The organism is Streptomyces sp. MGP-BFMKR1, assembly GCF_057766585.1.
In genome coordinates, this window is sequence record NZ_CM173408.1 from 6766870 (window position 1) to 6793678 (window position 26809).

At 74.5% G+C, this 26809-nt stretch carries 21 protein-coding genes, 1 pseudogene and 1 riboswitch; of the genes and pseudogenes, 11 read left to right on the plus strand and 11 right to left on the minus strand.

The annotated features are described in order from the left end of the window. Positions 1 to 81 precede the first annotated feature (81 nt). From macS to AC3CHW_RS27120, 3 genes are all read left to right on the plus strand, one after another. The gene (gene macS / locus AC3CHW_RS27110; protein ID WP_488468211.1) at positions 82 to 1374 is read left to right on the plus strand and encodes a MacS family sensor histidine kinase; all 1293 of its coding nucleotides are present in this window, start codon (positions 82 to 84) and stop codon (positions 1372 to 1374) included. Continuing rightward, complete coding sequence (locus AC3CHW_RS27115) at positions 1371 to 2045, plus strand: response regulator (protein WP_187086225.1); 675 nt, start codon at positions 1371 to 1373, stop codon at positions 2043 to 2045. Before macS ends, AC3CHW_RS27115 begins: the two co-directional genes overlap by 4 nt. A gap of 188 nt (positions 2046 to 2233) precedes the next feature. Further along, complete coding sequence (locus tag AC3CHW_RS27120; protein WP_398607772.1) at positions 2234 to 3262, plus strand: 6-phosphofructokinase; 1029 nt, start codon at positions 2234 to 2236, stop codon at positions 3260 to 3262. A gap of 120 nt (positions 3263 to 3382) precedes the next feature. Here the strand turns inward: AC3CHW_RS27120 and AC3CHW_RS27125 are convergent, their stop codons facing one another. Continuing rightward, complete coding sequence (locus AC3CHW_RS27125; protein WP_488468212.1) at positions 3383 to 5476, minus strand: chorismate-binding protein; 2094 nt, start codon at positions 5474 to 5476, stop codon at positions 3383 to 3385. A gap of 416 nt (positions 5477 to 5892) precedes the next feature. On the opposite strand from AC3CHW_RS27125, the gene AC3CHW_RS27130 reads away from it, so the two are divergent. Then, complete coding sequence (locus AC3CHW_RS27130) at positions 5893 to 7236, plus strand: class II 3-deoxy-7-phosphoheptulonate synthase (RefSeq protein ID WP_398607990.1); 1344 nt, start codon at positions 5893 to 5895, stop codon at positions 7234 to 7236. A 161-nt stretch (positions 7237 to 7397) separates the two neighbouring features. Beyond that, the gene (locus AC3CHW_RS27135; protein ID WP_488468213.1) at positions 7398 to 7670 is read left to right on the plus strand and encodes a (2Fe-2S)-binding protein; all 273 of its coding nucleotides are present in this window, start codon (positions 7398 to 7400) and stop codon (positions 7668 to 7670) included. Between the two features lie 56 nt (positions 7671 to 7726). On the opposite strand, the gene bfr is transcribed toward AC3CHW_RS27135, so the two are convergent. Further along, positions 7727 to 8206 carry a bacterioferritin gene (bfr, locus tag AC3CHW_RS27140; protein WP_398607770.1) on the minus strand — a complete coding sequence of 160 codons (480 nt, stop codon included), beginning with the start codon at positions 8204 to 8206 and terminating at the stop codon, positions 7727 to 7729. Between the two features lie 157 nt (positions 8207 to 8363). On the opposite strand from bfr, the gene AC3CHW_RS27145 reads away from it, so the two are divergent. After that, positions 8364 to 8987 carry a sulfite oxidase-like oxidoreductase gene (locus AC3CHW_RS27145; protein ID WP_176161169.1) on the plus strand — a complete coding sequence of 208 codons (624 nt, stop codon included), beginning with the start codon at positions 8364 to 8366 and terminating at the stop codon, positions 8985 to 8987. Between the two features lie 36 nt (positions 8988 to 9023). Here the strand turns inward: AC3CHW_RS27145 and AC3CHW_RS27150 are convergent, their stop codons facing one another. The 5 genes and pseudogenes from AC3CHW_RS27150 to thiO form a co-directional block, all read right to left on the minus strand. Beyond that, a complete protein-coding gene (locus tag AC3CHW_RS27150; protein WP_459248710.1) occupies positions 9024 to 9899 on the minus strand; it encodes a deoxyribonuclease IV in 876 nt (291 codons plus the stop codon). Between the two features lie 137 nt (positions 9900 to 10036). After that, entirely contained in the window at positions 10037 to 12046 is a 2010-nt protein-coding gene (gene pknB, locus AC3CHW_RS27155) for a Stk1 family PASTA domain-containing Ser/Thr kinase (RefSeq protein ID WP_488468214.1), read from the minus strand. Between the two features lie 210 nt (positions 12047 to 12256). Beyond that, positions 12257 to 13147 carry a thiazole synthase gene (locus AC3CHW_RS27160; protein WP_488468215.1) on the minus strand — a complete coding sequence of 297 codons (891 nt, stop codon included), beginning with the start codon at positions 13145 to 13147 and terminating at the stop codon, positions 12257 to 12259. A 10-nt stretch (positions 13148 to 13157) separates the two neighbouring features. Beyond that, a complete protein-coding gene (thiS, locus tag AC3CHW_RS27165) occupies positions 13158 to 13382 on the minus strand; it encodes a sulfur carrier protein ThiS (protein ID WP_176161167.1) in 225 nt (74 codons plus the stop codon). Between the two features lie 198 nt (positions 13383 to 13580). After that, a pseudogene (gene thiO, locus AC3CHW_RS27170) lies at positions 13581 to 14774 on the minus strand (glycine oxidase ThiO); the annotation flags it as partial. Positions 14775 to 15047: 273 nt separating this feature from the next. Further along, positions 15048 to 15159: riboswitch (TPP riboswitch) on the minus strand. Positions 15160 to 15386: 227 nt separating this feature from the next. On the opposite strand from thiO, the gene AC3CHW_RS27175 reads away from it, so the two are divergent. The 5 genes from AC3CHW_RS27175 to AC3CHW_RS27195 all read left to right on the plus strand — a co-directional run bounded on the left by AC3CHW_RS27175 (position 15387) and on the right by AC3CHW_RS27195 (position 20445). Beyond that, complete coding sequence (locus AC3CHW_RS27175) at positions 15387 to 16619, plus strand: NAD(P)/FAD-dependent oxidoreductase (protein ID WP_488471182.1); 1233 nt, start codon at positions 15387 to 15389, stop codon at positions 16617 to 16619. 318 nt (positions 16620 to 16937) lie between these two features. Then, positions 16938 to 17303 carry a helix-turn-helix domain-containing protein gene (locus AC3CHW_RS27180; protein ID WP_176161165.1) on the plus strand — a complete coding sequence of 122 codons (366 nt, stop codon included), beginning with the start codon at positions 16938 to 16940 and terminating at the stop codon, positions 17301 to 17303. Positions 17304 to 17491: 188 nt separating this feature from the next. Next, the gene (gene thiE, locus AC3CHW_RS27185; protein ID WP_398607765.1) at positions 17492 to 18178 is read left to right on the plus strand and encodes a thiamine phosphate synthase; all 687 of its coding nucleotides are present in this window, start codon (positions 17492 to 17494) and stop codon (positions 18176 to 18178) included. Positions 18179 to 18300: 122 nt separating this feature from the next. Further along, positions 18301 to 19218 (plus strand): methylenetetrahydrofolate reductase [NAD(P)H], encoded by a 918-nt coding sequence (gene metF / locus AC3CHW_RS27190; RefSeq protein ID WP_387593461.1) that lies wholly within the window; start codon positions 18301 to 18303, stop codon positions 19216 to 19218. A 45-nt stretch (positions 19219 to 19263) separates the two neighbouring features. Further along, positions 19264 to 20445 carry a hypothetical protein gene (locus AC3CHW_RS27195; RefSeq protein WP_488468216.1) on the plus strand — a complete coding sequence of 394 codons (1182 nt, stop codon included), beginning with the start codon at positions 19264 to 19266 and terminating at the stop codon, positions 20443 to 20445. A 214-nt stretch (positions 20446 to 20659) separates the two neighbouring features. Here AC3CHW_RS27195 and AC3CHW_RS27200 read toward each other — a convergent pair whose 3' ends face one another. From AC3CHW_RS27200 to AC3CHW_RS27215, 4 genes are all read right to left on the minus strand, one after another. Next, the gene (locus AC3CHW_RS27200; protein ID WP_488468217.1) at positions 20660 to 22222 is read right to left on the minus strand and encodes a phytoene desaturase family protein; all 1563 of its coding nucleotides are present in this window, start codon (positions 22220 to 22222) and stop codon (positions 20660 to 20662) included. Between the two features lie 458 nt (positions 22223 to 22680). Beyond that, a complete protein-coding gene (locus AC3CHW_RS27205) occupies positions 22681 to 23349 on the minus strand; it encodes a TetR/AcrR family transcriptional regulator (protein WP_187059679.1) in 669 nt (222 codons plus the stop codon). Between the two features lie 44 nt (positions 23350 to 23393). Then, positions 23394 to 25625, minus strand: a complete 2232-nt coding sequence (locus AC3CHW_RS27210) for a YhgE/Pip family protein (RefSeq protein WP_488468218.1) — start codon at positions 25623 to 25625, stop codon at positions 23394 to 23396. Beyond that, positions 25597 to 26547, minus strand: a complete 951-nt coding sequence (locus AC3CHW_RS27215) for an ATP-binding cassette domain-containing protein (RefSeq protein WP_488468219.1) — start codon at positions 26545 to 26547, stop codon at positions 25597 to 25599. Before AC3CHW_RS27215 ends, AC3CHW_RS27210 begins: the two co-directional genes overlap by 29 nt. Between the last annotated feature and the right edge of the window lie 262 nt (positions 26548 to 26809).

Sequence of the window (26809 nt, forward strand, 5' to 3'; positions counted from 1 at the left end):
AGTCGAGTAGGCCGGGGGTCGCAGCCGACCAGGCCGGGCCGCTACGGTCAACGGGGAGCGGTGCCCAGCGGGGGGTGTCAGATGGCTCAGCAACCGGTGCGTGAGCGTCCGGTGCGCGAGCGCGTGGTGCGGATGTCGGTCGAGCAGCCGCTGTGGCGAGCCCTCACCGGCTACCGCATCCTGACCGCGCTCTACGCGATCGCCCTGTACGTACACGCCTACGGCGAGTACGCGCACCCGCTCGGCGCCGGCGCGTACATGCTGCTGCTGGCCGGCTGGATGGCGTTCAGTTGGCGCATGGTCAGCTCCGCCGAGCGGTGCACCAAGCGGTTCCTGATCGCGGACCTCTCCGTGGCGATCGTCGGCATCCTGCTGACGCCGCTGGTCGACACGGACCAGCGGATCATCGACGGCGGCCCCACGCTGCCCTCGATATGGACCGCGGGCGCCGTGCTCGGCTTCGCCATCAAGGGCGGCTGGCGCTGGGGCGCGGTGGCCTCGGCCATAGCGGGCGCGGCCAACATCATCGAGCGCGGGGCCTTCGCCCAGAACACGGTGCACAACGTGATGTTGGTCTGGGTGGCCAGCGTGGCGATCGGCTACGTGGTCGAGGTGGCCCGCGCCAGTGAGCGCACCCTCGCCCGGGCCCTGCAGATCGAGGCGGCCACCCGGGAGCGGGAGCGGCTGGCCCGCGACATCCACGACAGCGTCCTCCAGGTGCTGGCCAAGGTGCAGCGGCGGGGCGTGGCCATCGGCGGTGAGGCGGCCGAACTCGGCCGGATGGCCGGCGAGCAGGAGGTCGCGCTGCGCACCCTGATCACCAGCGGCCTGGACCGGTCGGGCCCCCCGTCCGGCGCCCGGCCCACCGACGCGACACCGTCCGCCGGCCCGGCCGCGCCGTCCCCCCTCGCCACCGCCCGGGACGCCGCGCACGCCGCCCGTGAGGCGGGGGACGTGGGTCGCGCGTCTGAGCCGCTGGACCTGCGCACCCTGCTCGCGCCGTTCGCCGGGGCCTCGGTCTCGCTCGCCGAGCCGGGCGCCCCCGTGCTGCTGCCGGCGCACGCGGCGACCGAGTTGGCCAGCGCGGTCAGCGCCGCGCTGGACAACGTGCGCCAGCACGCCGGCGAGGGCGCCAAAGCCTTCATATTGGTCGAGGACGAGCCGGACGCCGTGCTCGTCACCGTCCGCGACGACGGCCCGGGCATCCCGGAGGGCCGACTCGTGGACGCCGAGCGCGAGGGGCGGCTCGGCGTCGCCCAGTCGATCCGGGGACGGCTGCGCGACCTGGGCGGCAGCGCCGACCTCGACTCGGTGCCGGGGCAGGGCACCGAGGTGGAGTTGAGAGTCCCACGGGGGAGGAAGGACGCGTCATGAGCGAGGCAGCGGCCGTACGGGTGATGGTGGTGGACGACCACCCGATGTGGCGGGAGGCGGTCGCCCGCGACCTGGCGGAGGCCGGGTTCGACGTGGTGGCGACCGCCGGCGACGGGCCGCAGGCGGTGCGCCGGGCGACCGCCGCGCGGCCCGACGTGCTGGTGCTCGACCTCAACCTGCCGGGGCTGCCCGGGGTGCGGGTGTGCCAGGAGTTGGTGGGCGCCGACCCGGCGCTGCGGGTGCTGGTCCTGTCGGCCAGCGGCGAGCACGCGGACGTGCTGGAGGCCGTGAAGTCGGGCGCCACCGGCTACCTGGTGAAGTCGGCGTCGACCGCCGAACTCCTGGACGCGGTGAGCCGCACGGCCGCCGGTGACGCGGTGTTCACGCCCGGCCTCGCGGGCCTGGTGCTCGGCGAGTACCGGCGCCTGGCCACCGACCCGACCCCGGCCAGCACCGACGAGCCGGGCGCGCCCCGGCTGACCGACCGGGAGACCGAGGTGCTGCGGCTGGTGGCCAAGGGCCTTTCGTACAAGCAGATCGCCGAGCGGCTGGTCATCTCGCACCGCACCGTGCAGAACCACGTCCAGAACACCCTGGGCAAGCTGCACCTGCACAACCGCGTCGAGCTGGTGCGCTACGCCATAGAGCGCGGCCTGGACGGCGACGCGTAGCGCGCGAGGCCGCCGGCGTCCGCCCGCCGCCGGTCGTCCGCGCCCCGCGCGCCCCTCGTACGAGTGAACGCGCCGGCCCAACTTCCGCGCGGCGCGCGGCAATTCGCCCCCTACCCTCACTCGTGTGACCTGCGTCACCATTAGCGTGGCTGCCATATCGGGTCATTCACGGGAGAAGGGAAGATGCGATGCGGGTCGGAGTGCTGACCGGTGGTGGTGACTGCCCCGGTCTCAACGCGGTCATCCGCGCGGCCGTCCGCAAGGGCGTCCAGGAGTACGGATACACCTTCACCGGGTTCAGGGACGGCTGGCGCGGACCGCTGGAGGGCCAGGTCGTACCGCTCGACATCCCCGCGGTGCGCGGCATCCTGCCGCGCGGCGGCACCATCCTCGGATCGTCGCGGACCAATCCGCTCACGGCGGTGGACGGTGTCCGCCGGATCAAGGAGAACCTCGCCAAGTACGAGGTGGACGCGCTGATCGCGATCGGCGGCGAGGACACCCTCGGCGTCGCGGCGCGCCTGTCCGACGAGTACGGGGTGCCGTGCGTCGGCGTCCCCAAGACCATCGACAACGACCTGTCCGCCACCGACTACACCTTCGGCTTCGACACCGCTGTCAACATCGCCACCGAGGCCATCGACCGGCTGCACACCACCGCCGAGTCCCATATGCGGGTCCTGGTGGTGGAGGTGATGGGCCGGCACGCCGGCTGGATCGCCCTGCACTCGGGACTTGCCGGCGGGGCCAACGCGATCCTCATCCCCGAGCAGCGGTTCGACGTGGCCGAGGTCTGCGGCTGGGTGGAGTCCCGGTTCAAGGTCCGCTACGCGCCGATCGTCGTCGTCGCCGAGGGCGCCATGCCCAAGGACGGCCAGATGGTCCTCAAGGACGGCTCGCTGGACTCCTTCGGCCACGTGCGGCTCTCGGGCGTCGGCGAGTGGCTGGCCAAGGAGATCGAGCGGCGCACCGGCAAGGAGGCCAGAACCACCGTGCTCGGCCACGTCCAACGCGGCGGCACGCCCAGCGCCTTCGACCGCTGGCTGGCCACCCGCTTCGGCCTGCACGCCATCGAGGCCGTACGGGACCAGGCGTACGGCGCGATGGTCGCGCTGCGCGGCACGGACGTGGTGCGCGTGCCCCTGGCCGAGGCCACGGCCAAGCTCAAGACCGTGGACCCGCGCCTCTACGCGGAGGCCGGGGTCTTCTTCGGCTGAGCGACCGGCGGGCCCGCCACGCACCCGCGGCGGGCCCGCCCCGGCCGGGGCCCGGCGGGGCGCGACACCCCGCCGCCGGGGCGACCGGCCACCGCGCCGGCCGCCCCTGGGCTCGCCCCGCTACGCCTGCGGCACCGTCTGCCGGGCCAGCGCCAACTCCTGGGCCACCAACGCCGCGCCGCCCAGCGTCAGCACCGACTCCGGGTGGAACTGGAGCCCGCCGAACCCGGGCCCGCGCAGCGCGTGCACCTCGCCGCTCACCCCGTCCCGACTCAACTCGACCCGGCGCGGCGCGAGTGCCGCCTCCGCCTCCGCGTCGCAGCGGGCCGTGAAGGTGTTGTAGAAGCCGACCGTCTCCGGCCGGCCGAAGAAGTCGATCCGCTCCTGGGCCCCCTGGGCCGGCACCCGCTTGCGGACGATCTCCAGGCCCAGCTCCGCGGCGATCAACTCGTGCCCCAGGCACACCCCGAGCAGCCCGTGCCGGTGCTCGCGCAGCAGGTCCGCCGCCAGGCCGCGCAGCAGCCGCATCCTCGGGTCGGCCGCGTCCGACGGATCGCCCGGGCCCGGACCGAGCACGACCGGCCCCGGGTGCGCGAGCGCGGCCTCCCGCAGCCCCGGCTCGGCGAACCCGCGCACCTCGACCCGCAGCCCCGAGGTGGCCAGCAGGTGCGCCAGCATCGAGGTGAACGTGTCCTCGGCGTCGATGACCAGCGCGTGCCCCGTGCTCCCCGCGCCCTGCCCCGGCGCGTTCATCCGCAGCCAGAACGGCGCCAGGTCCGCGCGCCTGGCGTCGAGCGCGGCCCGCACCCGCGGGTCGTCCGCGAGCCGGCCGGCGCTCGCGCCGGCCACCCGGGCCGGCGCCGCCCGCACCCCGAGCGCCGTCAGCACCCCGGCGGCCTTGGCGTGCGTCTCGGCGACCTCGCCGGCCGGGTCGGAGTGGCGCACCAGGGTGGCCCCGACCGGCACCCGCAGCCGCCCGCGCCGGTCGATGTCGGCGGTGCGGATGAGGATCGGCGAGTCCAGGGTGCGGGCCCCGCCGGCGTCCCGGCCGATCAACGCGAGGGCCCCCGCGTAGTAGCCGCGCCCCCGGCCGTCCGTGCCGCGCGGCTCGTGCCGGGCGATCACCCGGCAGGCGTTCTGTACGGGCGAGCCGGTGACGGTCGCCGCGAACATCGTCTGCCGCAGCACCTCCCGCACGTCCAGCGTGCTGCGCCCGCGCAGCTCGTACTCGGTGTGCGCCAGGTGCGCCATCTCCCGCAGCCGCGGGCCGACCACCACGCCGCCCCGGTCGCCGACGGCGCACATCATCTTCAGCTCCTCGTCCACGACCATCGACAACTCCTCCACCTCCTTGCGGTCGCCCAGGAACGCGAGCAGGCCCTCGACGCTCGGGCCCTGCTCGGGGTAGCGGTAGGTGCCGCTGATGGGGTTCATCACGACGGTCTCGCCCGACATCCGCACGTGCACCTCGGGGCTGGCGCCCACCAGCGTCCGCTCGCCGGTGTGCACCACGTACGTCCAGTACGCGCCGCGCTCGCCGGCCAGCAGGCGGCGGAAGAGCGCGAGCGCGTCGCGGGCGGCGAAGCCGGGGATCTCGCCCTCGAACGTGCGCCGGATCACGAAGTTGGCGCCCTCGCCGGTGCCGATCTCCTCGTCGATGACGCGCCGCACGATCCGCGCGTACCCCTCGTCGTCGACGTCGAAGGCGCCACCCGTCACCCGCACCTGGTGCGCGGGCAACGCCGCGAGCAGCGCGGGCAGCGGCAGCGCGTACGCCTCGTCGGGCCGCAGCACCGCCAGCGGGGTCCCGTCGTCGTGCGCCTGGAAGCCGCGCTCGCGGATCTGCCGGAAGGGCACCAGCGCCAGCGCGTCCCACGCCGGCCGCCCCGCCCGCGCGGGGTCCGCGCCCGGCTCGGGCAGCGGGATGTCGGCGAGCCGGTCAACCTCGGTGACCGGCCCGATCAGGACCTCGACGGTGTCCACGTCGTGCCCCGGCGCCCGGCGGCGCAGCAGCGCGTACGGCGGGCAGTCGGCGGCGAGGAGGCGGCGGACGAGCGCGGCGGCGTCGGGCTGGGCGCGCTCGGGCCCGCCGGGCGCTGGCGTCGACTCCGCCCGCGGTGACCGCCCGGCTCGCTGTGACGGCTGTGACTTCTGTGACGGTCTTGACTGCTGTGACTGGTCTGGCTGCTCTGGCTGGTCTGACTGCTCTGACATGGGGTCCTTCCGTCCGGAGGGGTCCACGGGTCAGGTGGACCTACGGGGGGAGGGACGGCCCGCACACGCAGCGAAGGCCGCCCCTCGGGGCGGCCTTCGCGTGGTGTTGAGGACAACGCGCGCTAGTGGGCCGCCGAGTGAGCGGTCCACCACCAGAAACGGTTGAGCTGCGTGTGCATGGGCGGCACCCTACCCGAAGCGGGACGGGCCGCGGCCGTACCGCGTCCACGGGTTGGGCGGTGCGGGCAGCGGCGCCCCGGGGCACGCGAAGCGGACGGGCCACAACCGGTCGTGAAGCCCTCCATCGCAGGTCAACAAGGTGTCGGCATCGAGCCAGGAACCGGTCGGAAACCGTCTCAACCAGTGGGCGGCGGCATGGACGCCCGGAGAGACCCCTTAATGTTGACAACGTGACCGTGAACGCTGAAACCCACGCCGGTGGACACACCTGGCGCTCCCTGCCCGCGGCGCAGCAGCCTGACTGGCCGGACCACGAGGCTCTGCGCGATGTGATCGCGGAGCTCGAGTCCTATCCGCCCCTCGTCTTCGCCGGCGAGTGCGACCAGTTGCGTGCCCGGCTGGGCGCGGTGGCCCGCGGCGAGGCGTTCCTGCTCCAGGGCGGCGACTGCGCGGAGGCGTTCGACGCCGTCGGCGCCGACCAGATCCGCAACAAGCTCAAGACGCTGTTGCAGATGGGCGCCGTCCTCACGTACGCCGGCTCGGTGCCGGTGGTCAAGGTCGGGCGGATCGCCGGCCAGTACAGCAAGCCGCGCTCCAAGCCGACCGAGACCCGCGACGGCGTCACGCTGCCGACCTACCGGGGCGACTCCGTCAACGGCTTCGAGTTCACCGAGGCCGCCCGCATCCCGGACCCGCAGCGGCTCAAGCGGATGTACCACGCGTCGGCCGCCACGCTGAACCTGGTGCGCGCCTTCACCACCGGCGGGTACGCCGACCTGCGCCAGGTGCACGCCTGGAACCAGGACTTCGTGAAGTCGTCCCCGTCCGGGCAGCGTTACGAGGCGCTGGCGCGCGAGATCGACCGCGCGCTGAACTTCATGAACGCCTGCGGCGTGGACCCGGAGGAGTTCAAGACCGTCGAGTTCTTCGCCTCGCACGAGGCCCTGGTGCTCGACTACGAGTCGGCGCTGACCCGCGTCGACTCGCGCACCGGCGACCTGTACGACGTCTCCGGGCACATGGTGTGGATCGGCGAGCGCACGCGGCAGCTCGACGGCGCCCACATCGAGTTCGCCTCCAAGATCCGCAACCCGATCGGGGTGAAGCTCGGCCCCACCACCACGGCCGAGGACGCCCTCACCCTGATCGAGCGGCTCGACCCGAACCGCGAGCCGGGGCGGCTCACCTTCATCACCCGAATGGGCGCGGACAAGGTCCGCGACAAGCTGCCCACGCTGGTCGAGAAGGTCACCGCCTCCGGCGCGCAGGTCGCCTGGGTCTGCGACCCGATGCACGGCAACACCTTCGAGGCGGCCTCCGGCCACAAGACGCGGCGCTTCGACGACGTCCTGGACGAGGTCAAGGGCTTCTTCGAGGTCCACAAGGGCCTGGGCACCCACCCGGGCGGCATCCACGTCGAGCTGACCGGCGACGACGTCACCGAGTGCGTGGGCGGCGGCGACGAGATCTTCGTGGACGACCTGCACCAGCGCTACGAGACGGCGTGCGACCCGCGACTCAACCGCAGCCAGTCGCTTGACCTGGCGTTCCTGGTCGCGGAGATGTACCGGCACCAGTGACGGACGGGGCCTGAAACGGCGTGTGGGGCGCGGATCTGTGATCCGCGCCCCACTGCTGTGACCCCGACTGTTATCCCCGTGGGGTGCCGGGTAAGGTAAGGGTAACCTCAGCGATCAATGGTGATGAGGTTTCCCTATCAATCCCGTACGGGGGTGACCGCGTGTACGTCTGCTCATGCTTCGGCATCACCGAGCAGCAGGTACGGGAGCATGCGGAAAGCGGCGCGTGCACCCCTCGCCAGATAGCCTCCGCCAGCAAGGCGGGCACCGACTGCGGCTCGTGCGTACGCCGCATCCAGGCGCTCCTGGGGCGGGGGGCGGGCTGCCCCCGGCGCGCGGTCCTCGACCGACTCGGTCCGGACGGTGCCACCGCCGCGCTGGCCGCCGAACAGCCGGCCGCTCCCGCGTCGCTGTCCACCGCCGAGGCCGCCTGACGCCACGCCCCGCGTGGTCTTCCGCGCGTACGGGTACCGCTCCGGCGAATACGGGATCAGCTGTCGGGCTGCTCGATGAGTTGCGCGAGGTACAGCGGCTCGCCCAGTTTCTCGATCAGCTCGAGCTGGGTGTCCAGGTAGTCGATGTGGTGTTCCTCGTCTTCGAGGATGCTCTCGAAGATGTTCGCCGACGTGATGTCGCCCTTGGCCCGCATGACCTCGATACCGCGCCGCAGGCGATCGATCGCCTCCACCTCGACCTGCCGGTCCGCCTGGAACATCTCGGTCACCGTCTGCCCCACCCGGACGTGGAACAGCCGCTGGTAGTTGGGTAGGCCCTCCAGGAACAGAATCCGGTCGGTCAGCACCTCGGCGTGCTTCATCTCGTCGAACGACTCGTGCCGGGTGTACTTCGCGAGCTTGGTCCAACCGAAGTTCTCCTGCATTTTCGCGTGCAGGAAGTACTGGTTGATCGCGGTGAGCTCACCGGTGAGCTGCTCGTTGAGGAATTCGATGACCTCGGGGTCGCCCTGCATCGCAGAGACTCCTTCCAATCCAAGCGGGAACGTGAGTTCGCGCGCATCCTCGCACCGCGCCGGCGACACCGTCCAGTAAGTGCATGCTTAGTATGAGTTGCCCGAATAGCAGAGCCGCTGGTCACGACCACCCCCGAAGGTCTGACACCATGGAGGCATGGGTCAGCCGGAAAGCCGCGAAGGGGAGCAGGGACAGCTACCTCCGGGGCAACGGCTACAACGGGGCTGGCCGGTCACCCACTACGGCCCGGTGCCCAGGTTCCGACCCGACCGCTGGGAGTTCCGGGTATTCGGCGCGACGGCCGACGGGGACAAGCACTGCTGGACGCACGAGGAATTCGCGGCCCTTCCCTACTCCACGGTCGTGGCCGATCTGCACTGCGTGACGAAGTTCAGCATGTTGGGCGCGGAGTGGGGCGGCGTGCCTGCCCGATTGTTCCTCGAACTCGCCCCGCCGGCCGAAGACGTCACCCATGTGATGGTGTGGGCGGAATACGGGTTCAGCTCGAATCTGCGACTCGCGGATTTCGCGGCCGAGCGGACGATTTTCGCCACGCACAAGGGCGGCGAACCGCTGACGGCGGAGCACGGATTTCCGGTCCGCCTCATCGTTCCCCAGCTCTACGCGTGGAAAGGCCCGAAATGGGTGCGCGGCGTGGAGTACATGACCGCCGACCGTCGCGGCTTCTGGGAAGAGCGGGGATATCACAACCTCGGCGACCCCTGGCGCGAGCAGCGCTACTCCTACCAGGAGGAGCCGGGCGACGGTCCCGAGCTCTAGTCGGTGCCCCGCGACGGCCCGCCCCGGCGGGCGCCGTCAGGCCGCGCGCAACTCCTTGAGCCGGGCCACGTCCGCGGCGTGCCCCTCCTTGCCGCCAGGGGTCTCGATCACCAGCGGCACGCCGGCCGTGGCCGGGTGCGTGAACAGCTCGCCGAAGGCGTCCGCCCCGATGTGGCCGGCGCCGATGTTGGCGTGCCGGTCCTTGTGGGCGCCGACGACGTCCTTGGAGTCGTTGGCGTGGATCAGTCTCAGTCGCCCCTCGCCCACCACCGCGACCAGTTCGTCGAGGAGCGCCTTGGTGCCCCCGGCGGCGGCCATGTCGTGCCCGGCGGCGAACGCGTGGCAGGTGTCCAGACACACGCCGAGCCGCGGATGCCGGTCGAGCACGTCGAAGTAGGGGCCCAGGTCCTCGGCGAGCGCGCACAGCGACGCGCCCTGCCCCGCGGTCGGCTCAAGGAGCAGCCAGGGGTCGTCGTCGTGCGTCAGCTCGTCGAGCAGGGGCAGCAGCCGCTCCCTGACCTGCGCGAGCGCGGTCGCGCGGGGCCGGCCGCCGGTGGCCGAACCGGTGTGCACAACCACCCCGAGCGCGCCGATGGCCCGGCCCCGGCGCAGCGAGTGCCGTAGCGACTCCACGGACTTCTCGGCCGTCGCCTCGGTGTGCGAGCCGAAGTTGATGAGGTACGGCGCGTGCACGTACGCCGGCAGCGACTCCGCCGCGCAGGCCGCGCGGAACTCCTCGTCCTGGCGCGGGTTGCCGGCCGGCGTGGCCCAGCCGCGCGGGTTGGCGACGAAGACCTGGAGACTCTCGGCGCCGAGGTCGCGGGCGTAGGACAGACCGACGGAGGCGAGCCCTCCGGCCACGGGTACGTGGCCGCCGATGGGGTTGCGGGTGCGGATGGCAGACGTGCTCACGCACCAAGGGTGCCAGCCGGCCACCCCGTCCGGAGCGCCGGCCCGGGTGGCGTCGGCCACCCCCGCCGCCCCGGGCGGGCTGGCCCCCCGGCGCGACGGGGGCCAGCACGCCCGAGGGCGGGCGCGGCGGCGTCGGGTCAGCGCACCCGCAGGGTGATCTTGCTGCCCTTCGGCGCCTCGTCGCCGCCGTCGACCGACTGGTCGAAGACCGTGTCGCCGAAGAAGAAGCGGTTGACGCCGACCTTGAAGCCCGCGTCCTCCAGCTTCCGCTTGGCGTCGTCCAGGTGGTTGCCCTCGACGTGCGGTACCTCGATCATCTCCTTGCCCTTGGACGGCGTCAGGGTGATCGTGTCGCCCTCGGCCACGCGCGACCCCTCGGGCGGGTTCTGCAGCGCGACGGTGTCCTTGTCCTCGTCCGAGAAGACCGGCTCGGCGATCCTCACGTCGAGGCCGGCGTCCCGCAGCTCGCTCTCGGCGTCGTCGAGCGCGTCGCCGACGACGTCCGGCAGGTCGATGGGGGCGCCCTTGCTCACGGTGACCGCCACGGCCGAGTCCGGGCGCCGCTCCGTACCGGCCGCCGGCTCGGAGCCCAGCACGTCGCCCCGCGGGGTCTCCTCGCTGAACCGCTTGGTCACCTTGCCGAGACTGAGCCCGGCATCCTCGATCTTCTTCTTGGCGTCCCGCAGCGACATGCCCGCCACGTTCGGCACCTCGGCCATCTCCGTGCCGCGTGAGACCGTGAGCGTGACCGTTCCGGTGTTGCGGATGCGGGCGTTGCTCTCGGGGTGGGTGGAGATCACCCGGCCCTTCTCCACGACGTCGCTGAAGCCGTGCTTGATCTTGACGTCGAGCCCCGCGTCCCGGACCTTCTTCTCGGCCTCGGCCTGCTTCATGCTCAGCACGGCGGGCACGTGCGTGAACTGGCCGGAGTTGATGTACCAGATGCCGAGCCCGACGCCGAAGACCAGCAGCAGCGCCGTCACCGCGGTGAGCACCGGACGGCGCGGCATGCGCAGCCCGCCGGGGCGCCGGCGGACGGGCTGCGGTGGCGGGTCGTCGTTGACGGGGCGCTCGGCCAGCAGCCGCGGGCGCAGCACGCTGGTGCGGTTCAGCTCGTCCTCCGCCGCCGCGCCACCGGCCGCGGGGCTCGGCGCCGGCTGCCGCCGGGTGGCCGAGGCGCGCGCCGCGGCGACCCGTGGGATCACGCTCGTACGGTCGTCGGGGCCGCTGCCGGAGCGCGGCACCGGGGCGCCGAGCGTGCCGGCCTTGGCCCGCGGCGGGGCCACGTCGAGCTGCGCGTCGGTCAGGCCCGAGCGGGCGGTGCGCAGCCGGCCGAGGAGTTCCACGGCGCCGGCCGGGCGTTGCTCGGGGTCGCGGGCGGTCGCCTCGGCCACCAGGTCGTCCAGCGCGGGCGCGAGCCCCGGCACGCTGCGCGAGGGCGCCGGGACGTCCTCGTGCAACTGCTGGTAGAGCACCTGGGCCGGGGTGGTGCCGGTGTGCGGCTTCGCGCCGGTGAGCATCTCGTACAGGACCACGCCGCAGGCGTACACGTCCGCCCTGGTGTCGGCCGTGCCGTGCTCGATCTGCTCGGGCGCCAGGTAGGAGACGGTGCCGAGGACGGCGCCGGTGGAGGTGTTGGTCGCCGCGTCCACCGTCCGCACCAGCCCGAAGTCGGCGACCTTGACCCGGCCGTCGTCGCCGATCAGCACGTTCTCCGGCTTCATGTCGCGGTGCACGAGGCCGGCCAGGTGGGCCGCGCCCAGCGCGGCGAGCACCGGCTCCGCCACGTCCAGGGCGATGCGCGGCTGCAGCGCCCCGCGCTCGCGCAGCACGTCGCGCAGCGTGCAGCCGGCCACGTACTCCATCGCGAGGTAGACGTACGTGCCGTCCGTGCCCTGGTCGAACACGCCCACCACGTTGGGGTGGTCGAGCCGGGCCACGGACTTGGCCTCGCGGATGAACCGTTCGACGAACGCGTCGTCGGTGGCCAGCGTCGGGTGCATCACCTTGAGCGCGAGCACGCGGTCGAGTCGGGTGTCGACGGCCCGGTAGACCGTCGCCATACCGCCGATGGCGATCCGCGCCTCGATCCGGTAGCGGCCGTCGAGTACCTGCCCGACGAGCGGGTCCTGCAGGGTCGTATCCACGACAGAGGAGTCTACGAGCCGTGCCCGACACCCGGACTCACCAGCGGTGGCGCCGGCCGCGACTGAAGCCGAACGGTGACCGGAGGGTGGCACTCCCGTGCGAACCGCCCACCCGGTCCTGCGGCCGGCCGCCCCGCCTGCCCGGGCCGCCGGCCGGCCCCCCGCGCGACCGGCCGGCCCCGGGCCGCCGCCGGCGCCCCTTGGGTGTGGCTATTCGAACGCGGGCCGCTCCGGGTCGAGGTGCGCCCTGCCCTCCTCGGGCGAGGAGGCCAGCGCGAAGTGCCGGCGCGGGATGCGGCCCGCGCGGCTGGCGAGACGGCCCGCCGAGACCGCGTACCGCATCGCCTCGGCCATCAGCTCGGGCTCCTGCGCGCGCGTCACGGCCGAGGCGAGCATGACCGCGGCGCAGCCCAGCTCCATCGCGAGCGCGACGTCGGACGCGGTGCCGGCACCGGCGTCGAGGATGACCGGCACCCGCGCCCGCTCGGCGATGAGCTGGAAGTTGTGCGGGTTGCGGATGCCGAGCCCGGAGCCGATGGGGGAGCCGAGTGGCATGATCGCCGCGCAGCCGACGTCCTCCAGCTTCTGCGCGAGCACCGGGTCGTCGTTGGTGTACGGCAGCACCGTGAACCCGTCGTCCACCAGCGTCTCGGCCGCGTCAAGCAGCTCGATGGGGTCCGGCAACAGCGTGCGCTCGTCGGCCACCACCTCCAGCTTGACCCAGTCCGTGCCCAGCGCCTCGCGCGCCAGCCGGGCGGTGAGCACGGCCTCGCCCGCGGTGAAGCAGCCCGCGGTGTTCGGCAGCACCTGGATGCCGAGCCGGTCGAGTACGGACAGGACCGAGCCCTGCACGCGCGGGTTGAGACGGCGCATGGCGACGGTCGTGAGCTGGGTGCCGGAGGCGATGAGCGCGCGCTCCAGGATCTCCAGGCTGGGCGCGCCGCCGGTGCCCATGATCAGCCGGGAGGCGAACTCCCGGTCACCGATGGTCAGCGGGTCCGCGCTGGGCAGGAAGCCGGGCGCGGGCGCCCCGTCCGCGCCCACGGGCGGGTCGGACGGGGTGCCGGGGGAGTGGTGGTGGTCGAGTGCGGGGTGGGACATGAGGGACGGATCAGCCTCCCTGTACGGCGGTGAGCACCTCGACGCGGTCCTCGGCGGACAGCGCGGTGGCGGGCCACTGCCCGCGCGGGACGACCGCCTCGTTGACGGCGGCGGCGACGCCGCCCGGCGCGGTGGTGAGCGTGGCGACGAGCTGGTCGAGCGTGGTGCCGTCCGGCACCTGCCGGGGCTCGCCGTTGACGGAGACGGTGAGGGTGACGGGAGGGGAGACGGTCATGGCTTACGGCTCCTGGGGTGCGTCGGTCGGCCGAGTGGCCGGGGCGGGCCGGTCGGACGCCGGGACCGGCGCGGGCCCGGCGGGCGCGACCGGTGACGTGTCGTACGGCGGTGACGTGTCGTACGGCCGTGACGTGTCGTACGGCGGCGGCGTGCGGGCGCCGTTGGCCGTCGCGCGTGCCGGCGCGGTCGCTGGCGCCGGTGCTGATGCGGGTGCGGGTGCTGGTGCTGGTGAGAAGCGCAGGGGCGTGAACGGGCGGGCGTGTGGGGGCAGTTCGCCGGTGGTCAGCACGTCGGCCAGGACGTCGCCGGTCACCGGGGTGAGCAGCACGCCGTTGCGGTGGTGGCCGGTGGCCAGGACCAGGCCGGGCAGTCGGCTCGGGCCGAGCAGCGGCGCGTTGTCGGGCGAGCCGGGGCGCAGCCCGGCCAGCGTCTCGACGAGCTCCAGCTCCGTGACGCCCGGCAGCACCTCGTGGGCGTCCCGCAGCAGCTCGTACAGGCCGCCCGCGGTGACGGTGGTGTCCCAGCCGAGTTCCTCGGTGGTCGCCCCGACGATCAGCTCGCCGTTCGCCCGGGGCACCAGGTAGATCTGCCCGCCGCGCACCACGGCCCGTACGGTGCGGGACAGGAACGGGCCCGCGGCGGCCAGCGGGGCCGGCACCCGCAGCCGCAGCAACTGCCCCTTGACCGGCCGCACCGGCGGCACCACGTCGGCGGGCAACCCGGCGAGCCGGCCGCTGAGGCTGCCGCCCGCGAGGACCACCTGACCCGCGGCGACCCGGGCGCCGTCGGCCAGCACGGCACCGGTCGCGCGCCGGCCGTCGGCGTGCTCCGCGGCCTCCCGGGTGTCCCCGGCGCCGGCCAGCGTCAGCCGCCGCGCCCAGGAGTGCCGGAAGGTGACCCCGGCGCGCCGGCAGGCGGTCAGCAGGGCGGCGGCGAGCAGCCGGGGGTCGATCTGGTGGTCGCCCTCGACCCATACGCCACCGCGCACGCCGGGCGCGAGCAGCGGCTCCAGGCGCCGGCACTCGCGCCCGGTCAGCCACCGCGCGTCGAGCCCGCAGCGCTGCTGGAGGGCGTGCAGGTCGCGGAGCTGGGCGCGGTCGTCGCTGTCGAGCGCGACGGCGAGGGTGCCGCAGGCGCGGTAGCCGGTGGGCTGGCCGCTCGCCTCCGTCAGCTCGGCGGCGAAGTCGGGGTAGCGGCGCGCCGACGCCAGGTTCAGGCCGAGCAGCGTCTCCTCGCCGAAGTGCGTCTCGGTGACGGCGGCCAGCATGCCCGCCGCGACCTGGGCGGCCCCGCCACCGGGCGCCGGGTCGGCCAGCACGGTGCGCAGCCCGCGCTGGGCGGCGCGCCACGCGGTGACCAGGCCGATGATGCCGCCGCCGATGACCAGCACGTCACACCGGACGTCGGAGGCCGCGGCCCCGGCCCCGTCGGGCCGGTGCTCGGCGACGCTGCCGGGCGCGGGCGCGGCGGTGGTGGGCGGCGGGCCGTCCGCGCGGGGCGTGGCGCCGGTCGTGGCCGCCGCGCCGTCCGGTGTGGGCCGCCGCGTGGCCACGGCCGGGTCGTCGGGGCGCGCGGCGTCGGGGCGCGCCCCGAGCGGGGGACGGTGTGGGTCGTCGTGGTGCGGGGGCGCGGTCGCGGTGGCCCCGTCTTCGGCAGACGCGTGCATGGGCGTCCAGCCCCTCCCTTCGCCGGAATGACCCGGATCAGGTTCGTACGGTCGGGGGCCGCCAGCCCCCCTCTCAGCCCGGTGCGTCCGGGCTCCCGCGAGTGGTGTGCACCCGCCACCCTAGTACGCCCCCCGCGGCCCCGAAACGGAGCGGGGCCGGCATCCGTGGTCAGGCCACCGACCCGGGCCCGGGACGCGGGCGCGCGGTGTCACGGCGGGTGACCTTGTGTCGGAGATCTCCCCGCACGGCGCTGCGGCCCGCGACACGCGTCGTCCTACAGTGATCGCGTGAGCGAGGACACCGAGGAGACACGCAACGGCGGCCTGGGCCGCGCCGTGACCGGTGGCCCGAGCGGCGACGACCGCAGGGTCGTGATCGTCGGGGCCGGCATGGCCGGGGTACAGACCGCGGTCGCCCTGCGTGAACAGGGTTGGCCCGGCACCATCACGCTGCTCGGGGCCGAGCCCCACCAGCCCTACGACCGGCCGCCGCTGTCCAAGGCGGTGCTGCTCGGCAAGGCCGAGGGGTCGGCCTTCGACGTGGACTTCGCCGCGCTCGGCATCGACCTGCACCTCGGGCGCCGGGTGTCCGGCGTGCGACCGGCCGAGCGCCTCGTGCACACCGACGCGGGCCCGGTGCCGTACGCGCACCTCGTGATCGCCACCGGCGCCGAGCCGATCGCGCTGCCCGGCAGCGAGGGCGTGCCCGGGGTGCACCTGCTGCGCACCCTGGACGACGCGGAGCGGCTGCAACCGGTGCTCGCCGGCCAGCACGACATCGTGGTCGTCGGGGCCGGCTGGATCGGCGCCGAGTTCGCGACCGCAGCCCGCGAGGCGGGCTGCGCGGTCACGGTCGTCGAGGCCGCGGACCGCCCGCTGGCGGGCGCGCTGCCGGCCGAGGTGGCGGCGCACATGGTCGGCTGGTACGCGGACAGCGGGGCCGTGCTGCGCACCGGGGCGCGGGTCGCGGCGGTGGAGCCGGGGGCCGTCTCGCTCGCCGACGGCACCCGGCTGCCGGCCGCCGCCGTGGTGGTCGGCATCGGGGCCAGGCCCGCGACGGGCTGGCTGGCGGACTCGGGCATCGCCCTCGGGCCCGACGGCTCCGTGCGGGCCGACGGCGCGCTGCGCACCTCGGCCCCTGACGTGTACGCGGTCGGCGACTGCGTCTCCTTCCCCTCGGCCCGCTACGGCCAGCGGCTGCTCGTGCACCACTGGGACAACGCGCTCCAGGGCCCGCGCACGGTCGCGGCCCACATCGTCGGCGGCGACGCCGCGCACTTCACGGGGCCGGTCTACGACCCGGTGCCGTACTTCTGGTCCGAGCAGTTCGGCCGGTTCGTGCAGTACGCCGGGCACCACACGGCCGCGGACGCGATGGTCTGGCGCGGCGACCCGACGAGTGCCGCCTGGAGCGTGTGCTGGTTGCGCGACGGTGCCCTGATCGCCCTGTTGGCGGTGGGCCGCCCGCGTGACCTGACGCAGGGCCGCAAGCTGATCGAGCAGGGCGCCCATCTGGACGAGGCCCGCGCGGCCGACCCGTCGGTGCCGCTCAAGTCCGCCGTCCGCTGACGCGCGGGCCACGGCGGGGCGGCGGCGACGACGGCCGGGGCTTCCGGGCGCGCCGCGCGGGGCCCGCCGCGCCCCGCGGGCGGCTGCCGCACGGGCCGGGCGGGGTGGTCGCCTGGCGCGTACGCGGCGCGGCGGACGGGCACCCGCGCCGGCCGCGACCCGGTCGGAGGGGGGTCCGACGGCGGTGTCGTCCGGTGGCCGTCACGGATCGCTTCTCAGCGTAAACCCGCTGGTCAGAGCGGGTGGGAGGGGCGTGAGGGGGAGAAAGCCGGCCGCTTTCGGCTACCGAGTGTCAGTCCCAGATGGCAGGCTTGTCCCGTGACCGAGATTGACGCAAAGACCGATGCTCTCGTCCCTGCCTGGCTCACCCTCCCCGACATCGCCGAACTGCTCGACGTCGAGGTAACCCGGGTGCGGCAGTTGGTCAAGGAGGGCCAGTTGATCGCGGTGCGCCGTGGCGAGAACCGGGCGCTCCACGTGCCAGCCGAGTTCATCGGCGACGGCCGCATCGTCAAGGGCCTGGTAGGCACCCTGACGCTGCTGCGGGACGACGGCTTCACCGACGAAGAGATGCTGGAGTGGCTGTTCACTGCGGACCCGACACTCCCCGGCACCCCAGCGCAGGCGCTCCGCGAGAACCGCGGCACGGAGGTGAAGCGCCGGGCGCAGGCGCTCGCGGTGTAGGGCGGACACGCGGTGCCGGGGCGCCGTCGCGGGCCACCGGCCCACGGCGCCCGGGCACGCGCGATCCCGCGCGACCCGCTTCGCGATCCGTTTCGTAGTGCCCACAGCACGTAACCGTCCGGCGTACGGGCCGGGCCGGCGACCCCGCGCCCGGCCCGTACGCCGCTGATCTGGGGGGAGGCCATCCCATGGCCGCCGCAGTCACCGCAGCCGCCGCGCGCGAGCAACTCGCCGACGCCCGGCTGTACCTGTGCACCGACGCCCGCAAGCGCCAGGGAGACCTGCCGGAGTTCCTGGACGCGGTGCTCGCCGCCGGCGTGGACATCGTGCAGTTGCGCGACAAGGGCATGGAGGCGGCCGAGGAACTCGACCACCTCGCCGTCTTCGCCGAGGCGTGCCGCAGGCACGGCGCGCTGCTGGCCGTCAACGACCGCGCGGACGTCGCCTTCGCCACCCGTGGCGCCCACCAGCCGGGAGCCCACGTGCTGCACCTGGGCCAGGGCGACCTGCCGGTGCCCGCCGCCCGCGCCATCCTCGGCGACGAGGTGCTGATCGGGCGGTCGACCCACGCGGAGGCCGAGGCCCGTGCCGCCTCCGTCGAGCCCGGCGTGGACTACTACTGCACCGGCCCCTGCTGGCCGACCCCGACCAAGCCGGGCCGGCACGCCCCCGGGCTCGACCTCGTGCGGTACGCGGCGTCGCTCGACTCCGACCGTCCGTGGTTCGCCATCGGCGGCATCGACGCCGGCAACCTGGACGAGGTCCTGGACGCCGGGGCCCGCCGGGTCGTGGTGGTGCGCGCCATCACCGAGGCCACGGACCCGGCCGAGGCCACCGCCCACCTGGCCAAGCGGGTGCGGGAGCGCGCGGCGTAGCCGCCCGGAGCGGCCCGCCCGCGACCGGGCCGGTGTCCGAAAACCCTGGAGCGATCCGCGCTATTCGGGCATAACGCAGCGGATGGTTGGGGGCCTCGGGCGCGGCTCGATAACCTGCTGGTATGGCCCTTGGCACAGCATCCACCCGGACCGATCACGCCCGCACGGTGCGCGAACTCCTCGCATCCGGTGAACAGTCGTATTCGTTCGAGTTCGCGGCCCCGAAGACGGAGAAGGGCGAGCGGACCCTGTGGAATGCCATTCGCCGCATTGAGGCCGTCGCTCCCACCTTCGTGTCCGTGACGTACGGCGCGGGCGGCTCCTCGCGCGAGGGCACCGTCCGCGCCACCGAGCGGATCGCCACCGACACCACCCTCACCCCGGTCGCCCACCTCACGGCCGTGAACCACTCGCTGACCGAGTTGCGCAACGTCATCGGCCAGTACGCCGACGCGGGCATCCGCAACATGCTGGCGGTCCGCGGCGACCCGCCAGGCGACCCGATGGGCGAGTGGGTGCGCCACCCCGAGGGCGTCTCGTACGCCGCCGAACTCGTCGAGCTGATCAAGGAGTCCGGCGACTTCTGCGTCGGCGTCGCGGCCTTCCCGGAGATGCACCCGCGCTCCGAGGACTGGGAGACCGACATCCGGCACTTCATCAACAAGTGCCGCGCGGGCGCCGACTTCGCGATCACCCAGATGTTCTTCTACCCGGAGGACTACCTGCGCCTGCGGGACCGGGTCGCGGCGGCCGGTTGCCCCACGCCGATCATTCCGGAGATCATGCCGGTCACCAACGTCCGCCAGATCGAGCGGTTCGCGCAGTTGAGCAACGCCGCGTTCCCGCCCGAACTCGCCTCGCGCATCCTGGCGGTCAAGGACGATCCGGCGGCTGTACGCTCAATCGGAATCGACTACGCCACCGAACTGTGCGCGCGGTTGATGGCCGAGGAGATCCCCGGGCTGCACTTCATCACCCTGAACCACTCCACGGCGACGTTGGAAATCTACGAGAACCTGGGGCTGCACCAACGGCCCTGACCGCGGTGACGGCCGCGCACCGGCGGCCGGATGAGAGGGGCGTACATGGGCATGGCGGTCCTCTACTGTGCGTTCGGCATCGTCGCCCTGTGGCTGCTCGGCGAGGTGCTGTTGCAGCACAAGGCGCGACTGCGCTGGAGACTGCTGGCCTTCACCGGCTTCCTCGGCGTCGTGCTCGGCGTCGTCCTCGGATCGGTGCCGCTGATCGGCGCGGGTACGGCGGCCTTCGCGGTCGGCCAGACCTACGTCACGCTCTCCTTCCGGCGCGGCTTCGCCACCGGCTGGTCGCTGCGCGGCCCGGGCGGCGCGGGGCGCGCCACCGGCGGCGGGAAGGGGCGCCGCCGCGGCGGCGCCCCCGCGGCCGAGCCGACGCTGCGCGTCTCCGACCTCCAGGCCGAGCCGGAGACCCCGCCGGCTCCCGCCGAGGCGCCCGTCCCGCCGACCTACCAGCCGGAACCGCTGCCCGACGACACCGACGGCTACGGCATATACCGCACGGACTCCGCCGACACCCCGTTCGCCGCGGCGCCGAGCGGCCCGCCCCCCGCCGGCGACGTCGGCGCCGCCGCCGGTCCTGGCGGTGCGAGCGGGTACGAGGCGTACGCGGCCTACGACGGCCAGGGCGCCGGCGACGGCCAGCACGGCTACCCGCCCGGCGGCTACGACGGCTACGCCGCGGACCCGTACGCCGGCTACCCCGAGCAGCCCTACGGCACCCCGTCGCCCCCGCCCGCCGACGACCCCTACGCCCACACCGGCGACCCGCTGGGTGGCTACGGCCCGGACCCCCTCGGCGCGCCGGGCCCGTACGACCAGGGCGGTTACGGCCAGGCCCCGCACGACCCCTACGGCCAGCCCGCCGCCGCCCCGAACGCCTTCGCCCCGACCGGCTTCGCCGCGGGTGACCTCGCCCCGCACGACTACGCCCCGGGCGGCTACGACCCGGCCGCGGGCTACTCCGCACCCGCGAGCTTCCCGGGCGAGGCCGCCGGCGGCTACGGCACGGGCTACGACCCGGGCGGCCTCGGCAACGACGGATACGACCCGGCCGGCTACCCCGCGCCCGGCTACGGCGTGCCGCAGCAGTTCTCCCCGCAGGCGCCGCCCGAGGGCGCGTGGGTCCCGCAGCAGCGCGACGGCGAGACGCCGCCGGTCGCCCCGCCCCCCGGCGAGCCCGACCCGTACTACCCGGGCCACCACGACCCGGACGGCCAGTACCGCTACTGACACCGCCGCACCGCACCGCTCCCGACGCCGCCCGCGACCGCCGGATCGCGGGCGCGGGACGGGGAACGCGCCGCTGTCCAGGCGCCGGCTACCGGGCGGCAGTCGGCGCGTGCGGGCCCGCCGCGTACGAAACCGCCGCGCGCTGGGCGACGGCCGCGCGCCGGACGGCGCGGCGGCCCGGCCGTGGCAGGGAGCCGGCCCTCGGGTGGGGTGGTTACTGGGAGCCGCGCCAGTCCGCGCCGTCGACGATGAGCCCGGCCACCATGGCGCCCGACATGCCCGCGTGCGCGAGGCCGCCGCCCGGGTGCGACCAGCCGCCCACCCGGTACAGCCCGGGCAGTTGGCCCGGGTTGGCCGGGGCCAGGTACCGGCCGCCGGCCCCCGCGAGCGCGGGGACCGGCACGCTGCCGGTGGCGACGCCCGTGTCCCGTGCCGTGTCGTACGGCGTGCGTATCTCGCGCCACAGCAGTCGGTCCCGCAGGTCCGGTACGGCCGCCTCGGCCGCCGCGACCAGCCGGTCCGCCGACCGCTCGGCCAACTCCGCGTCGGCCCAGTCCACCGCCGTGTGCGGGCGCGCGGCGGCCGTGAGCGTCACCGCCTCGTGGTCGCCGTCCGGCACCAACTCGGGGTCGTCGGGCCGCGACACCGTCACCGTCGGCGCCGTGGCCACCCCCGGGCCGGGCACCGGAGCCGCCGCCCGCCGCCGGCCGGGACGGGTCGGGAACAACTCCGCGTACTCCGCGTCGGGGTCCGCCGGGTGCACCACCGTGCGGTGCGGCGCGTCGATGGGGCGGGCGCCACGCAGCGCCAGCAGCACGGAGAACCGGCCGAGCGGCGCCTGCGGCCCGCTCTCCTCGCCGCCCGCCGCGGCCGGCGCCGAGCCGGCGACGGCGGCCTCCGGCGGGAGCAGGCGCGCCAGTTGCTCCGGGCTCACGCCGGCGACCACCGCGTCGGCGGCGACCGTGGTGCCGTCCGCCAACTCGACGCCCGCGGCACGACCGTCCTTGGCGAGCACGGCCGTGACCTCCGCGCCGAAGGTGAACTCCACCCTGCGTGCCAGGCAGCGTGCGTGGAGCGCGTCGGCCAGCGCGCGCATCCCACCCCGCGCGTACCAACTCCCGAAGGTCTGCTCCAGGTAGGCGAGCACGCTCGCGCTGGCCGGCGCCGCGCGCGGATCGAGGCCGTACGCCAGGGCCTGGCTCTCCAGGAGCGCGGCCAGCCGGGGGTCGGCCAGCTCGCGCCGGGCGACCTTGGCCAGCGGGGCCGGGCCGCGCTGGAACCAGCCGCGCCGCAGCGCCGGATACGGGTCGTCGGCCAGCGCGGCCCGGTCGGCGCGCAGCGGCTCCTCAAGCAGCGGGCGCCGGGTGGCGTCCCAGACCTCGCGCGCGCGGTTGATCAGATCGCTCCACCGCTCGCCCGACCCGGCGCCGAACGCGGCGTCCAGCGCGCTGACCACGCCGGCCCGGGACGCGTTGGGCAGCGTGACCGTGGTGCCGTCGGGGAAGACGTGGGCGCCGGCCGGATCGACCTGGCGCAGCTCGACGCACCGCTCCAGCGGCTCCTTGCCGGTCTTGACGAACAGGTCGCGGTAGACGGCGGGCAGGTGCAGCAGGCCGGGGCCGGTGTCGAAGGCGAAGCCGTCCCGCTCAAGCCGCCCCACGCCGCCGCCGTGCGTCGCGCCGCGCTCGTACACCGCCACCCGGTGGCCCGCGACGGCCAGCCTGGCGGCGGCTGCCATCGCGCCCATCCCGGCGCCGATCACCGCAATCCGTGCCATGCCCGCGACTTTATCCGCCCCCTCTGACAACGCCGCCGACCGGCCCCGACCTGGGCGCGGCCACTCACGCGGTAGGTACACGTACTCAGTCACCCAGATGAGTAGGTGCGCGGATGGGGCTCCACCTGCGGAGACGGAAGAGTGAGGGCCGCGGCAGGGACGCTGGCGTCACACCGCCGACACGGGGCGGCGGAGGGCGCGGCGACCCTGCCGAGCACGGGGGGCGGGTTGGCTCGGGGGACCACCGCGACGCGGCGGCCCCTCGGGGCCGCCGGACACGGGGGGAACGGGGGTACGGGGGAGCAACGGGGGAGTACGGGGGAGGCGCTGTTCTGGGGTCGGTCGAGGGGGATCGATCGACGCCAGGACAGCGCCTTCGCGTGCGCTCCGGGGCGCGCGGCGCCGGCGCACCCGCCGGCCCAGGCCCCGCCCAGCAGCCCGGCCCGCCGCCCGTCCCGCTACGCGGCCGGGCCCGGGGCCCTGGTGCCACCCACCCGGCCCTGGACCAGCAGCGACAGCGCGGCGTGCACGTCGTCGATGCTGCGCTGCGGCTGGTACGACTTCCAGTCGACCCCGGCCACCAACACCATCCCGAACAGGGCTGACGCCGTCAGCCCGATGTCGATCTCGGCGCTCAGCTCGTCCCTGGCCACGCCGTCCCGCAGGACGGCCTCGATGACGGCGAGCACCTGGGCGCGCACCACCATCAGGGTCGACTGCCAGGCTCGGTTCGTGCGCCACAGCTCGGCCGCGTAGAGCTGGGTCAGCGCCGGGTAGCGGTCGATGAAGGCGAGCCCGGAGCGGATCATGGCGTCCAGCGCGTCCACGCTGCCGCCGCCGCGGGCGGCCACCGTGTCGGCGGCCTCCTGCAACGCGTCCCGCAGCAGCTCGATGCCGTGCCGCAACAACTCCTCGAAGAGCACCGACTTGCTGGCGAAGTTGTAGTAGACGGTGCCCTTGGCGACCCCGGCGCGCTCGGCGATCTCCTCCACCGTGGTGGAGGAGAAGCCCTGCTCCGCGATGAGCGTGACCGCCGCCTCGAAGAGCCTGCGCCGCGTGCCCTCGCGGCGCTTGTCGGCGGGTGGCCCCGGGGGCGTCTTCGGGGCGGACGCGGCACTGGTGTTCATGCCCCCGATTCTGCCCGTCGGCGGGGTCGGCCGGCTCGCGCCGTTCACAGAGTGAGCTCCGGATGCAGCCGGTCGATGGTCCACACCTGCTTGCGCCGGGCCGTGAGAGTGGTCAGCGCGAGCGCGCCGACGGTGAAGGCGAGCAACACCAGGCTGCCCTGCCACACCGGCCCCAGGCCACCGCCGGTGATCAACCTGCGCAGCGCCTCCACGACGTAGCTCATCGGGAGCAGCGGATGCAGCGCGTTGAAGAACGCCGGGCTCGTCTGCACCGGGTAGGTACCGCCGGCCGACGTCAACTGCAACATCAGCACCGCGAGGACGAGGATGCGCCCGGCGGGCCCGAAGCGCGCGTTCAGCCACTGCACGATCGCCGCGAAGCAACAGGTGACCAGCGCCAGGAAGGCCACGGTGCCGGCGGCGCGGGTCATCTCCAGGCCGAGCCCCCAGTGCAACACGGCCATCAGCGCCGCCGTCTGGAGGGCGCCGACGGCCGCGACCGGCAGCCACCCCGCCAGCGTGATCCGCACGGGCGAGGCCCCGGCGGCCAGCGCACGCCGGTTCAGCGGCTGGATGAGCATGTACGCCACCATCGCGCCGACCCACAGGGAGAGCGGGATGAAGTACGGCGCGAAGCCGGTGCCGTAGTTCGGTGCCGCGTGCATCGACTGGGAGGCGAGTTGGACGGGGTCGGCCATCACCTCGGTACGGGCGTCCCGCTGCTCCTTGTCGTAGTCGGGGATCTTCCGGACGCCGTCGTGCAGGCCGCCGGACAGCTTCTCGGAGCCGTCCACCAGCTTGAACAGGCCACCGTCGAGGGTGCCGGCGCCGGTGTACAGGTCGTCGACGCCGGTGTGCAGGGAGGTGGCTCCGCTCTTGGCGCTGGTGAGGCCGGTGTGCAGGTCGACGGCGCCGGTGGCGACCCGGTGCGCGCCGTCGTTGAGCGCGTTGATCTTGGCGACGGCGGAGTCGATGTCCCGACTCAGGTGCGGGGCGCGCTCGGCCAGCCAGACGGCCTTGCCGTGCACGTCGTCCAGGTTCCGGGCCAGCTCGTCCAGACCCTTGGTGTTGCCGCGCACCAGCGCGTCGAGGTCCCGCGCGACGTCGGCGGCGCGCTCCGCGGCGTCCACGGCGTTGCCCAGTGAGGCGCACACCGAGCCGGGCGGCGTGCCGGGCGGGCCCGGGCGCTGGGTGGGAGTGGTGGGAGTGGTGCCCGGGGCGGGCGTGTCGGGGGTGGTGGCCGTCGGGGGTGTGGGGCTCGCGGTGGGGCTGGGAGCGCCGCCGCTCGGCGCTCCCGTGGGCGGCCCGGCGTCCGTGCACTGCTCGCGGTACTCGGTGGCGAGGTCGTCGGCCGCCGTACGGGCCTTGCGGGCCGCGGTGCCGGTGGACTCGGGGAGCGTGTCGAGGTTGTCGCCGACGCGCTGCGAGGTGTCGGCGACGAGCCGGGCGGCCTCGCCGATGTCCTTGCCGTGCTCCTTGAGGAAGGCGCGGGCTTCCGCGTTGTCGCGGTAGGCGCCGTTGACCTTGTCGGCGAGCTGCTGGGTGCCGTCGGCCACGTCGCCCGCGCCCGTCTTGAGGCGGCCGGCCCCGGAGTGCAGCTTCGTCACGCCGCCCTTGAGGGAGCTGCTGCCCTTCTCGGCCTTGTCGAGGCCCTTGTGGAGCTTGTCTGCCCCGTTCTTCGCGTCCCCGATGCCCTTGCCGAGCTTGTCGGCGCCCTTGGCGGCCTCCTCCGTCTTGCCGTGGATGTCGGAGAAGCTCACGAAGATCTTGTCGTAGAAGCCGCGCGACGCCTTGGCCGAGGCGGCGGCGCGCACCTCGGAGAAGACGCTGCGGGAGATCTGGCCCACGATGTAGTTGTTGGCGTCGTTGGTGCGCACCTTCAGCGCACCGGTCTCCGGGGCGTCGCCGGAGCTGGACGCGAGCTGGCCGCTGAAGTCGGCGGGGACGGTCAGCGACAGGTAGTACGTGCCGTTCTCCACCCCCTCGCGCGCCTGCTCGGCGCTGGTCTCGTGCCAGTCGAAGGTGTCGCTGTCCCGCAACCCGCGCACGAGGTCGTCGCCGACCACCCGCTTCTTACCGTCTACCGAGGCGCCCTCGTCCGCGTTGACGAGCGCGACCGGGATCTTGTCGAGGCGGTGGTACGGGTCCCAGAAGGACCACAGGTAGAGCGCCCCGTACAGCAGGGGAAGCAGCGTCATCGCGGCGAGCGCGGCGCGCGGCAGCCTCCCCCGGCCGAACCGCTTCAGCTCAAGCGCGGCCAGCTTCGGCGATCGCATCGAACGCCCCTCCCTCGTGCTCGCGGGCGTCGTGCCGCCCGTCGCCCTGCTCGTTGCCCTGCTGGTCGCGCTGCTTGTCGTTCCGTCCGTCGCGCTGCCCGCCGGCCCCGTCCGCGCCGCGCGGCGCGGACGCCGCCTCGGACGCGCCGGCCGCCGGCGCGGGCCGCTGGGCGGCCGGCCCGCTCGCCGGGGCGTCGCTGGCCTCCTCCCGTTCCTCCTGTTCCTCCTGTTCCTCCCGCGCGTGCGCCGGATCGTCCGTCCGCGGCCGGTCGTACGAGCTGGTCGACAGCACCACGGCGTCCGCCGGCGGCTCGCTGCACACCGCGAGGACCGTCGTGCCGCCCTCCGCGATGCCGCGCAGCATCGACCAGGCGCGCGCCCGGTCGGCCGGCGACAGCTTGAGGTCCGTGTCGTCGACGGCCAACAGGCGCGGGGCCCCGATGAGCGCGAGGGCCACCGAGAGCCGCAGGGCCTCAAGGCGCTCCAGGTCGCGCACGGCGGTCCGGGCGCCCTTGGGCAGCGCGTCCACGTCCAGGCCGGAGCGGTGGAGCGCGTCCTCGATCCGCGCACGCGACTCGGCCGCACGCGCGGAGCGCGGCCGGAACAGGCCGCGCAGCGATCCGCCGAACCGCCGCGTGAGGAGGGCGCGTTCCCGCAGGTGTTCGGCGACGGTGAGCGCCGGTTCGAGATCGGTCACGCCCGGTACGGGGCCGAGCCCCGTGCTGCGGCGTACGGCCGTCATCTGGCGCGGCAACCGGTGGCCGCCCACCTCCGCGTGGCCGGCGGCGACGCGCATCCGACCGGTGAGCGCGAGCAGCAGGCAGGTGCGGCCGGACCCGGACGGGCCCGTGATCGCGATCAGCGCGCCGGGCTCCGCCGCCACGTTGATGTCGCGGAAGGCCCAACCGCGCGGCCCGCGCACGCCCAGCCCCTCGGCCGTGACGGCCGCCCCGGACCGAGAGTGAGCCTCCTCGGCAGGACAAGGGGATCGCAACACGAGGCTCCTTTGTTCTGACTGGTCAGTCTAAAAAGTATGCACGCGGAGGGCGCCGCTACACCACCCGGGTGACGGGTGGGGGAGCGGGGGAGGACGGCCCGGGGGTTCGTGCGGTGGCGGTACGGGGCGGCGTCGGGCGGCACCGGACACGGGAGCGCGTGGCGCTCGGAGGCGGGCGGGGGCGCGG

What these genes read in the sequence shown, in the direction of transcription:
- macS (WP_488468211.1), top strand. Translation starts at nt 82, where the DNA reads ATGGCTCAGCAACCGGTGCGTGAGCGTCCGGTGCGCGAGCGCGTGGTG.
- AC3CHW_RS27115 (WP_187086225.1), top strand. Translation starts at nt 1,371, where the DNA reads ATGAGCGAGGCAGCGGCCGTACGGGTGATGGTGGTGGACGACCACCCG.
- AC3CHW_RS27120 (WP_398607772.1), top strand. Translation starts at nt 2,234, where the DNA reads ATGCGGGTCGGAGTGCTGACCGGTGGTGGTGACTGCCCCGGTCTCAAC.
- AC3CHW_RS27125 (WP_488468212.1), bottom strand. Translation starts at nt 5,476, where the DNA reads ATGTCAGAGCAGTCAGACCAGCCAGAGCAGCCAGACCAGTCACAGCAG.
- bfr (WP_398607770.1), bottom strand. Translation starts at nt 8,206, where the DNA reads ATGCAGGGCGACCCCGAGGTCATCGAATTCCTCAACGAGCAGCTCACC.
- AC3CHW_RS27145 (WP_176161169.1), top strand. Translation starts at nt 8,364, where the DNA reads ATGGGTCAGCCGGAAAGCCGCGAAGGGGAGCAGGGACAGCTACCTCCG.
- AC3CHW_RS27160 (WP_488468215.1), bottom strand. Translation starts at nt 13,147, where the DNA reads ATGTCCCACCCCGCACTCGACCACCACCACTCCCCCGGCACCCCGTCC.
- thiS (WP_176161167.1), bottom strand. Translation starts at nt 13,382, where the DNA reads ATGACCGTCTCCCCTCCCGTCACCCTCACCGTCTCCGTCAACGGCGAG.
- thiE (WP_398607765.1), top strand. Translation starts at nt 17,492, where the DNA reads ATGGCCGCCGCAGTCACCGCAGCCGCCGCGCGCGAGCAACTCGCCGAC.
- metF (WP_387593461.1), top strand. Translation starts at nt 18,301, where the DNA reads ATGGCCCTTGGCACAGCATCCACCCGGACCGATCACGCCCGCACGGTG.
- AC3CHW_RS27195 (WP_488468216.1), top strand. Translation starts at nt 19,264, where the DNA reads ATGGGCATGGCGGTCCTCTACTGTGCGTTCGGCATCGTCGCCCTGTGG.
- AC3CHW_RS27200 (WP_488468217.1), bottom strand. Translation starts at nt 22,222, where the DNA reads ATGGCACGGATTGCGGTGATCGGCGCCGGGATGGGCGCGATGGCAGCC.
- AC3CHW_RS27205 (WP_187059679.1), bottom strand. Translation starts at nt 23,349, where the DNA reads ATGAACACCAGTGCCGCGTCCGCCCCGAAGACGCCCCCGGGGCCACCC.
- AC3CHW_RS27210 (WP_488468218.1), bottom strand. Translation starts at nt 25,625, where the DNA reads ATGCGATCGCCGAAGCTGGCCGCGCTTGAGCTGAAGCGGTTCGGCCGG.